Genomic DNA, 10,379 nt, shown 5'->3' with positions numbered 1-10,379 from the left:
GTGGCGCGTTGGCTTGCGACTTTTGATCGTGCGGCTAGTGGCGATGGCATGGTGCCACAGGGGCTCCATTGGTGCTTATGCGTACCAGATGCCGCGACGGCGCAACTTGGCCCTGATGGACATCCCGTGCGTGATGACAGCCAAGCCAGTTTTCTTCCACCAATAGCTTTGCCGCGCAGAATGTGGGCATCCAGCAAAGTGGATTTTTTTGCGCCTTTACATATTGGTGAAGCAGTTACCCGCACTTCGCGCATACAATCCATCACCGAGAAATCAGGCGGTTCCGGCCAACTGGTATTTGTTGATGTGGCGCATGAAAATTTTGGCGAGGCAGGGATTGCGGTTCGTGAGGTGCAGAGCATTGTATATCGTGAAGCCGCTGCGCCTGACGCGCCTTCTTCGCCGCCCAAAGCGGGTCCAGGGAGCGTCAATTTAGAGGGTTGGAGCAGCTACCGGATGCTGACGCCAAGCGAGCCGATGCTCTTCCGTTTCTCCGCGCTAACATTCAACAGCCACCGGATTCATTATGATTTGCCTTATGCGCAAGATGAAGAGCGGTATCGTGGCCTTGTCGTCCATGGTCCGTTGACCGCGACATTATTACTGGATTTGGCGCGGCGGGAATTCGGCGACAATACGCTCGCACATTTTACCTATCGAGGCCTTTCGCCTGCCATTTGCGGCGAGGCTTTGCACCTCGTGATGCGCGCCTCAGGTAATGAAATCGAAATGGCGGCTTTTGCTGCCGACGGACGGCAAGTGACTGCCGCAACAGCTCAAAGGAAATGATATGATCACTGAAAGCGAAGACATTAGCGAAATCCGCCGTGCAGTGCAGGCTTTATGCGCTGAGTTTCCAGGTGCTTATTGGCGGGAAAAAGATAGCGAACGCGCTTATCCGGCCGAATTTGTCGATGCGCTGACCAAAGCAGGGTTTCTCGCCGCCCTGATCCCGGAAGCTTATGGTGGTTCGGGGCTAAAGCTTGATGCCGCAGCCGTGATCATGGAAGAAATTCAGGCAGCTGGCTGCAACGGCGCGTCCGCCCATGCCCAGATGTACATCATGAACACGTTGCTAAAATATGGCAGCGAAGAACAGAAGCAGGAATATCTGCCACGTATCGCGACAGGCGAGCTGCGCCTGCAGGCCTTTGGTGTGTCCGAACCGACCAGCGGCACCGATACGCTTTCCTTGCGGACGGTCGCTGTGCGGGACGGTGACGAATATGTCATCAATGGCCAAAAGATCTGGACCAGTCGCGCGGAATATTCTGACCTAATGATGTTGCTGGCACGTACAACTCCGCGTGAAGACGTGGCAAGTAAGACCGAAGGGCTCTCCATCTTTTTGGTCGATATGCGCAAAGTGGTCGGGAACGGCATGACCATCAAGCCGATCCGTACGATGATGAATCATTCAACAACGGAAGTTTTCTTTGACGATATGCGGATTCCAGCGTCTGCACTGATCGGTGAGGAAGGCAAGGGGTTCCGCTATATTCTCTCGGGCATGAATGCAGAGCGCATATTGATTGCTGCGGAATGCATTGGTGACGCCAAATGGTTTATCAAGAAAGCGAGCGACTACGCCAGCGAGCGCAATGTTTTTGGCCGCGCGATCGGCCAAAATCAGGGCGTCCAGTTTCCTATCGCCCGTTGCTATGCGCAAATGTGCGCGGCGGAATTAATGGTGCATCATTCGGCACAGGTATTTGACGCTGGAGGCAACCCGGGCGCAGAGGCGAATATGGCTAAGCTCCTTGCGTCCGAAGCCAGCTGGGCCGCCGCCGACATGTGCGTCCAAACGCACGGTGGCTTTGGCTTTGCTGAAGAATATGACGTCGAACGCAAGTTCCGCGAAGCACGCCTCTATACCGTTGCCCCGATCAGCACCAACCTGATCCTAAGTTATCTTGCCGAGCATGTTCTCGGCCTTCCCCGCAGCTATTAATTGAAAGGATTTATGAAATGAAAATCGACAACACTACCGCAGCAGTCGTTACCGGCGGCGCATCCGGCCTTGGTCGTGCTTCGGCTGAAGCACTGGCTGCATCCGGCATCAAAGTTGCCATATTTGACCTGAATGAAGAAACCGGCACCGAAGTCGCCAATGCTATTGGCGGCGTGTTCTGCAAGGTTGATATCATGGACGAAGACTCGGTCGTGGCCGGCTTTGAAAAAGCGCGTGCTGCGCATGGTCAGGAACGTATTACGGTCCATTGTGCCATGGCGACACGGCGCGGGAAAACGCTGGCCTTTGACAAGGAGGCCGGCAAGCTAAAGCGCCTTTCGACTGAAGATTATGCTTATGGCGTTCACGGTATCTTGATTGCCAGCTACCGCATCGCGTCTTTGTCCGCCGAGGGTATGGCAACGCTGGAACCATTGGAAGATGGTGAGCGTGGTGTAATCGTATTGACCGCTTCTGTCGCTGCACAGGACGGACAAATTGGTCAGGTGACTTATGGTTCGGCCAAGTCTGGCGTAAATGGTCTGGTCCTGCCAATGGCGCGTGACCTCATGGATCTTGGAATTCGCGTCAACTGCATCATGCCAGGCATTTTCTCGACGCCGTTAATGTTGGGTGCCAAGCCACAAGTGCTGGAAAGCCTGGCCGCATCGGTGCCTTTCCCAAAACGCCTTGGCAAGCCTTCCGAATTCGGAAGCTTGGTTATGGAATTTGTCCGTAACAGCTACTTTAATGCGCAAAGCATTCGTCTTGACGGTGCCATCCGGATGGCACCACGCTAAATTGATCGAAGGGACTGAATGATGTCTACCGCATATATCGTCGACGCATGCCGCACACCGCGCGGCATCGGTAAACAGGGCAAAGGCGCGCTCGCACATTTGCATCCGCAAGAGTTGGGGGCGACGGTATTGCGGGCAATTCGTGATCGTAATGCTCTCGACACTTCAAAGGTGGATGACATCATCTGGTCGACAAGCCAGCAACGCGGCAAGCAGGCGGGCGACCTTGGTCGCCTGTCGGCGCTTTGGGCAGGTTATGACCTGAAAGCCAGCGGCGTTACGCTCGACCGTTATTGTGGTGGCGGGATCACAAGCGTTAGTTTTGCTGCAGCGCAAATTATGGCTGGCTTTGAAGATGTCATCATTGCTGGTGGCACAGAGATGATGAGCCATCATGCCGAATGCGACGCTTGGGAAGTTGGCACCGAATATGTTCCGCTTGGCAAGGCGCGGGGCAATCATGCCCTGCATCAGGACCATCCGATTTCGCATGTAGGTGTCGCTGCTGACGCCATCGCTGCCATGGAAGGCATTAGCCGCGCCGAACTTGAAGAGCTGGGCGCCGATAGCCAGCGTAAAGCCAAGGTGGCAATCGATGAAGGCCGTTTCGACAAGAGCGTTGTTCCGGTCCATAACGCAGACGGGTCTGTCGCATTGGACAAAGAGGAATATCCTCGCCCGTCCACTACATTGGAGAGCCTTGCTGCATTGAAGCCTGCATTCGTGGCAATTGAGCAGATCGAAGCTAGCCCGGATGGCACCAATATGCGGCAGATGATTGAACGCAAATATCCAGATTTGCAATGGGAGCCGATGCATCACGCTGGAACCAGTTCGGGCGTTGTTGATGGCGCTGCGGCTTTGCTGCTGGCGTCGGAAGCTGCGATGAAAGAAAATGGCTGGAAACCGCGCGCGCGTATTGTCGCTTCGGTAAACGTCGGTGATTGCCCGACGCTCATTTTGAATGCACCTGCACCCGCAGCGCGCAAGGCGCTTGAGCGTGCGGGCCTAAGCGTTGCAGACATTGATGTTTGGGAAATTAACGAGGCATTTGCCGTCGTGACAGAAAAGGCGATCCGCGACCTTGGGATTGACCGCAATAAAGTGAACATTAACGGCGGTTCAATAGCTTTAGGGCATCCGATTGGCGCGACTGGTTCGATCCTCATTGGAACAGCCCTCGACGAACTGGAGCGCTCAGGTGGACGTTACGCACTGATAACCATGTGTGCATTTGGCGGCATGGCGCCGGCGATGATCATTGAACGTATCTAAACGCGATCCGCGAATAACACTAAAGGGGTAAGAAGAATGCCAGGCGTTTTGGATGGCGTGACCGTTATCGAACTTGCGGGAATTGGACCTGCGCCATTTTGCGGCATGATGTTGGCCGATCATGGCGCGCGCGTTATTCGGGTGGAACGTCCGGGTCATGCAGGACGTTTCGGCGGAGGGGGAAATCGCGATATTCTCAACCGCAACCGTGAGCGCATTGAACTTGACCTGAAAAACCCTGAAGCAATTGCGCAGATCAAGGATTTGGCAAAATCCGCCGATGCCCTCATCGAAGGATATCGGCCGGGGGTGCTCGAACGGCTTGGCATTGGCCCAGATGTGTTGCTCGCTATCAATCCAAAGCTTGTCATTGGCCGGATGACGGGCTGGGGACAAGAGGGGCCTATGGCTCCGCTTGCCGGGCATGATATCAACTATATCGCCTTGTCAGGCGCGCTCCATTCATATGGGCGCAAGGGTGAAAAGCCGACATTCGCAACGAACGCAGTCGGGGATTTTGGTGGCGGCGGCATGATGCTTGCCTTTGGCATTGTGGCGGCGGTTTTGCACGCTCGTTCTGGAGGCGTTGGACAAGTTGTCGATTGCGCTATGGTTGATGGAGCAGCCATCTTGTCAGCCATGACATTCACATTCTTAGCTAACGGCCAATGGCAGGATGAACGCGGCGTCAACCTGCTCGATAGTGGTGCGCATTTCTACGATACGTATGAAACCAAGGACGGCAAATGGATTTCGCTAGGGTCAATTGAACCGCAGTTTTACGCACTGTTGCTTGAGAAAACCGGCCTAGCTGCGGATCCTGATTTTGCGCAGCAAATGGATCAGTCGCGTTGGGGGGACTTGAAGGATCGCATGACAGAGGTCATTCGCACCAAAACACGCGACCAATGGTGTGCGATCATGGATGGCACCGATATCTGCTTTGCGCCCGTGCTAAGCCTTAGGGAAGCACCGCAGCATCCTCACATGGCGATGCGGGGCACATTTGTTGAAGATGCAGGCATTGTCCAGCCAGCGCCCGCGCCGCGTTTTTCAGCGACCCCTGCCGGCCCCGTGAAAATGGCTGGCCGATAGAGACTAGCTGGCAACTTCTACTTCTTCAATCTTAGGTGGCGCTCCAAGCGACAGCATGAGTATGATGGCAACTATCACACCACATACGAGCGATAGGAGCACTGCGTCATAGTTTCCAATTGCATCAAACGCTATGCCCACCAACCATGACGCAATACCGATTGCGAAACCATAGACGCTGATCAAGATGCCGAAAATAAGGCCATAACGACGTGTACCGAAATAGCGGCTCGACAAATAGGCTAAGGCATCAACCTCACTGCCCATGCCAAGGCCAATCAAAACGGCAAGTGCCGCAGCCGTCGTGAAATCCATTGGCAACAGCAATAGCCATAAGCATGCCAGAGCGGGCAGAGCGAAGGCAATGGCGGTGACAAGTCGTGTTGGCAACATATCATAGAGAAAGCCTGTGCCCAAGCGCCCCACGATCATTGCAGGCCCTACGAATAAGGCAACCGACGCAGCTTCGCTTCTGGACAGTCCGGCGTCGGCAAGCATCGGTTGCAAATGTACGATGAACGTACCGACGCATGACGCAATCAGGAAAAAGGCAAAAACCATTTTCCACAAAACAAGCGATCCGATCACTTCTTGCCAATCGCGGCTTGGTCCTTTGGTGGAAGCTTCTTTAGCTATTATAGGGCTGTGCTCGGGAAGAAATAGCCAGCATGGAATGATCAGTAACAGGAAAGAGAAAGCTCCAATCAGCGGGTAAACGCCGCGAACGCCTGCAACACCCTCAAGCGCTAGAACGATATGTGGGATAGTGCTGACCAAAATACCTGCGCCAGCCAGCGACGTCGCAAGAGCAAGTCCACGCCTTTTAGAAAAATGCTCAACAACCAGTTTTGTAAATAAAACAGAGCTTATACCTGACCCCGCAATCGTAAAGAGCGTGTAAGCGAGATACCAGCTCCATATATTCTCGTTTACCAATCCCAATGCAGCAGTGCCTAATGCGAATGCAAATATCCCAGGCAACGCGATTTTGCGCACAGGATATTTGTCCGCCAGTATGCCGACGACGATATTCGTAAAGGGGTTGATGAAACTGGATATGGTAAGGGCAAACGCAATGTCGCCTCTTGACCAGCCATAAGCATCACCCAGAGGCTTTACCATCGCGCCTAGTACATGAAAATGCGTTCCCCCTAACGCGATTGCGACAGAGACGGCAAAGAGCATTCCAAGCTTTGCAGAATTCGACATGGGCAGCACGCGGTCAGTCATTGTATAACCTTACAGACATCTAGGGGCTACCGCCCTCTTTGATACGTAGGAGCCCGCTTCTCGAGTTTAAGCGGCCTCCAGCAACTTTTTAAGTTCAGGTTGGCTCGGTTTCATTGACGGTGTGCGCGGGAATTCCTCGACAGCAAGCAACTTCGTTGGAACTTGATAAGCGGTTAGCTTCTCTCGCAGAAATGTTCGCAGATCATCTTCCGTTAGTGAATGCCCTGAACGGACCCGATATCCGGCCGCCGGAACTTGGCCGAGGCGCGGGTCGGCCAATGCGACAACACAGGCTTCAAGCACGTCCGGGTGCGATTCCATCGCCTTGACCACATCATCTGGCATAATCTTGAACCCGCCCCGGATAATCGCATTGTCCGCGCGACCGAGAATCCACAGGAACTGCTGTTCATCCATGCTGGCAAGATCGGTAGTTCTGACCCAATTAGTGCCGTCACCCAAATGCTTCGCACGCAATTCCAGTAGGCCTTTTTCTCCGAACGGAACTGGATTGCCTGTTTCAGCATTCACTACCCGACCTTCAACGCCAGGGTTCATCCGGCCAACGCTACCGCGCCGATCAGCACCATATTTTTGGAAGTCGGGAAGTGTCCAACCAGCAACGCCGCCTGCAAATTCTGTGGCACCATAATTCTGGAGAACAGGAACGCCGTAAATTTCAAAAAACTGGTCGGCCAAGCTCGGATCAAGAGGCGCTGTTGCTGTCCGGAAGACCGCAAGGCTGGAAAATGCCTCTTTTGGGACCTTGGCATCGATAATCATGCGCAATGCCGATGGCGGGGCCCCAACGACCCTCGGTTGATGACGTTGGATGGCGTCGACAAATTCGGTTACGCGAAAACGGTCAAGCATACATGCCTTGCGTCCCGCCGAGAGCGTTACAAATAGGCCGAAAATTCCGCCAATATGTGAGAAGGGTGTATTGGCAATCGTCACAGCCCGCGACAGCTTTGGTGGCGCAGTGACGTCACGCTTCTCATACACAGCGGCATCGAGAACCATTTTGGAGAAATTTGCGGCTGGAAGCGGAATGCGTTTAGGTGTTCCGGTTGTGCCGCTTGTAAGCATTTCGATGCCCACACCCGCTGCATCAATGTGGAAATCTGTCCCCGTCATTTCGAAAAGGACTTTGACGGGGATGGCAGGATCGGTTGTAATATCCAAGCACAAGGCCCCTGTCTGACGCGCCGCTTCCCGAATTTCAGGACGTTCCCAATCAATACTTTGGCCGATGATAACAGGTGTTTTCAGTGCGACGATATCATGCACAAGTTTGTTTTCAGGCAATGCCGGATTGAGTGTGACAACGCAGCGGTCATTGATAATGGTGCCGATGATAACTGCGGCCATCTGGGGTGTATTGCGCAATATTTCGCCAATTCGAGCACCCGAACCGATATTGTTCTTTTTAAGTACATCCTCAACGGCGTCTATGATAGCGGTGAGATCGCCCCAGCTGTACCATTTTTGCTCATATTCCAGCGCGGGTTCGGAGGGGTCAATCGTCAGGACATTTCGGACGATCGAACTCAAACTAACCATATGCAAAATCCCAATGTGAGTCGATTGATTTAATGTATAACGGATTTATATGAATCGCATATTCTAAAAGCAAGAAACTTCAGAACGCACGTTTATAGGAGAGACTACATCATGACCCAGTTTAGTGATAAAGTGGCAGTAATTACAGGTGCTGGCCGCGGAATTGGACGCGATACAGCACTTCTTCTGGCCTCGGAAGGTGCTAAAATCGTCGTCAATGATTTGGGCGGTGGACCACAGGGGGGCGGCAGCGACTCATCCTTTGCACAACAGGTCGTGGACGAAATTGTCGCTGCGGGCGGAACTGCAGTTGCCGAAACGTCGAGCGTGGCATCAATGGCAGGCGGCAAGGCTGTCGTTGAATGCGCCATGGACCATTATGGCCGCCTTGATTTCCTGATCAACAATGCGGGCATCATCCGTCCACGCCGTATCACTGAAATGAGCGAGGAAGATTTTGACACAGTTTTAGCGGTCAACCTGAAAGGCTATTTTGCGACTATTCGGGCGGGAGCCGAATATCTCAAGCGTCAAGGCGGAGCGATTATTAACCTCAGCTCGCCGTCTGGATTTGGGCATTGGGGTATGGCAAATTACAGCGCCGCCAAGGAAGGTGTGGTTGGCATGACACGATCCGTCGCGCGTGAGCTGGGCGAATTTGGCGTCCGTTGCAATGCGGTCAGGCCGGTTTCGCAGGCGACGACAATGGCTATTCCAGAAGTGTATGAGACGATTACGTACCAGCACCAAACTTTGGGCATACCGCATCTATCAAACCAGTGGCTGCTGCCCCATGGTGAAGAAGCGCCTCCTCATTCCGTCGCGGCAGTTTTGGCTTGGCTATGCTCACCCTTGTCGGAGAACATTAACGGCCGCGAGGTTTATATATTTGGCGCACAAGTCGCCTTGGTGCAGGAACCGGAACTTATTCGTAACCAATTTAAGGCGGGCGGCTGGACATGGGACGGAATTTGTGACCCCGCGGTTACGGGCGCGCTGACCTATGATATCAGAAATCGGTATAAGGGGCTGAAGCCCGTCTGAGTTGAATTTTGCTAGCTGCTATATCAGCCAATAAAGGTGCAATTGATGAATTTTGAACTTGCCGAAGAGCATCGCATGTTAAAAGATTTGGTCCGCAAATTTGTGGATTCCCAACTGCTTCCGCTTGAAGGCGAGGTTTTGGCTCGGGATACGGCTGGTAAGGGCAGTTACCTGACCAAGGAAGAACAGGCGCGCGTTGATGTGGTGTCTAAAGATCTCGGTCTTTGGGGGTTAGATGCACCTGAAGAAGTCGGCGGCATGAATTTGCCGATGGTGGCGATGGTTGGGGTCGGTGAGGAATTGGGTCGGACTGCGACGCCGTATACACTGCCGCCAGACTCTCCCAATTTGCGTATGATGATGGCGGCTGCGGACGAAAAGCAGCGCGAACATTATCTTGCGCCTTATGTGCGCGGTGAAACCATTTCTGCCATTGGCATTTCGGAGCCTGGGGCTGGCGCTGATCCGCAATTGATGAAAACCACCGCCGTCCAAGATGGTGATGACTGGATCATTAACGGCCGCAAAATCTGGATTACCAAAGCGGATGAAGCCCATTTTACCATCTTGATGGCCGTAACCGATAAGAACGCGAATGGCCGCAATGGCATGTCTGCATTTTTGGTGGACCGCGATACGCCCGGGTTCAACGTGTTACGTAAAATCCCGATGATTGACGGCAGCGCGACCTATGAAATTGCGCTTGACGATTGCCGTGTTCCGGGTTGGAAATTGCTTGGGACGCGCGGGCAGGGTTTTCTGCCCATGCAGGTGCGGCTTGGCACGCGGCGTATTGAAATGGCGTCCTGGTCGATCGGCATGGCGCAGCGCGCGTTGGATATGATGATTGAATATGCGCCACAGCGCGTCACATTTGGCAAGCCTTTGTCTTCGCGTCAGACGGTTCAAAATTGGATAGCCGATGCCGCCACACGCATTCATGCCATGCGTTTGATGACCTATGACTGTGCGTGGAAAATCGATGAAGGACGCGACACGCGGCAGGAAATTTCGATGATCAAATCCTATTGTACCGAAGCGGCATATGACATCGTCGACCATGCGATGCAGATGTTCGGTGGCATGGGCATGACACGCGAAATGCCGCTATATCTGCTTTCAAACAAGCTGCGTACCATGCGCATTTACGATGGACCAAGCGAGATTCACAATTGGGTGGTCGCCCGCGATTTGCTCGGGACCCGCGAGTGACCGAGGTGCAAGGAAAATTTATAGTTCGAACCGACATACAAAATCATGTCGGAACGATCAGTTTTTCGTGCCCACCTTATAATCATGTGTCCGTCGAATTGCTTCGTGCGATGGCAGACCAGATTCTTGCGCTGGACGAAGTTGACGATTGCCGGGTAGTTATCTTGCGTTCGGAAGGTAAAGTTTTTTGCGCGGGTGCGGACTTCAAC

The 10,379-nt window shown here is 53.4% G+C and carries 10 protein-coding genes; 8 read left to right on the top strand and 2 right to left on the bottom strand.

Annotation, left to right across the window (positions count from 1 at the left end):
• The 5 genes from Q0O33_RS10030 to Q0O33_RS10010 form a co-directional block, all read left to right on the top strand.
• A partial coding sequence (locus Q0O33_RS10030; RefSeq protein WP_295499081.1) for a MaoC family dehydratase N-terminal domain-containing protein occupies nucleotides 1-789 on the top strand: 789 nt, incomplete at its 5' end.
• 1 nt (nucleotide 790) lies between these two features.
• Nucleotides 791-1,951: an acyl-CoA dehydrogenase family protein gene (locus Q0O33_RS10025; protein WP_295499079.1), complete on the top strand. Its 1,161-nt coding sequence runs from the start codon at nucleotides 791-793 to the stop codon at nucleotides 1,949-1,951.
• A 17-nt stretch (nucleotides 1,952-1,968) separates the two neighbouring features.
• Complete coding sequence (locus Q0O33_RS10020; RefSeq protein WP_295499077.1) at nucleotides 1,969-2,751, top strand: SDR family NAD(P)-dependent oxidoreductase; 783 nt, start codon at nucleotides 1,969-1,971, stop codon at nucleotides 2,749-2,751.
• Between the two features lie 21 nt (nucleotides 2,752-2,772).
• A complete protein-coding gene (locus Q0O33_RS10015) occupies nucleotides 2,773-4,026 on the top strand; it encodes an acetyl-CoA C-acetyltransferase (protein ID WP_295499083.1) in 1,254 nt (417 codons plus the stop codon).
• 36 nt (nucleotides 4,027-4,062) lie between these two features.
• On the top strand, nucleotides 4,063-5,121 hold the full coding sequence (locus Q0O33_RS10010) for a CaiB/BaiF CoA-transferase family protein (protein ID WP_295499075.1): 1,059 nt from the start codon (nucleotides 4,063-4,065) through the stop codon (nucleotides 5,119-5,121).
• A 3-nt stretch (nucleotides 5,122-5,124) separates the two neighbouring features.
• Here the strand turns inward: Q0O33_RS10010 and Q0O33_RS10005 are convergent, their stop codons facing one another.
• Both Q0O33_RS10005 and Q0O33_RS10000 read right to left on the bottom strand, forming a co-directional pair.
• Nucleotides 5,125-6,351, bottom strand: a complete 1,227-nt coding sequence (locus tag Q0O33_RS10005) for an MFS transporter (protein WP_295499073.1) — start codon at nucleotides 6,349-6,351, stop codon at nucleotides 5,125-5,127.
• Nucleotides 6,352-6,417: 66 nt separating this feature from the next.
• Complete coding sequence (locus tag Q0O33_RS10000) at nucleotides 6,418-7,914, bottom strand: fatty acid--CoA ligase family protein (RefSeq protein WP_295499071.1); 1,497 nt, start codon at nucleotides 7,912-7,914, stop codon at nucleotides 6,418-6,420.
• Nucleotides 7,915-8,025: 111 nt separating this feature from the next.
• On the opposite strand from Q0O33_RS10000, the gene Q0O33_RS09995 reads away from it, so the two are divergent.
• The 3 genes from Q0O33_RS09995 to Q0O33_RS10735 all read left to right on the top strand — a co-directional run.
• A complete protein-coding gene (locus Q0O33_RS09995) occupies nucleotides 8,026-8,958 on the top strand; it encodes an SDR family NAD(P)-dependent oxidoreductase (protein WP_295499061.1) in 933 nt (310 codons plus the stop codon).
• A gap of 45 nt (nucleotides 8,959-9,003) precedes the next feature.
• Nucleotides 9,004-10,170, top strand: a complete 1,167-nt coding sequence (locus tag Q0O33_RS09990; RefSeq protein WP_295499059.1) for an acyl-CoA dehydrogenase family protein — start codon at nucleotides 9,004-9,006, stop codon at nucleotides 10,168-10,170.
• A partial coding sequence (locus Q0O33_RS10735; RefSeq protein ID WP_366048594.1) for an enoyl-CoA hydratase-related protein occupies nucleotides 10,167-10,379 on the top strand: 213 nt, incomplete at its 3' end. The genes Q0O33_RS09990 and Q0O33_RS10735, both read left to right, overlap by 4 nt.

Source organism: Sphingorhabdus sp. EL138, assembly GCF_945862485.1.
Classification (GTDB): domain Bacteria; phylum Pseudomonadota; class Alphaproteobacteria; order Sphingomonadales; family Sphingomonadaceae; genus Sphingorhabdus_B.
This window is presented reverse-complemented; position numbering and strand designations above follow the sequence as displayed.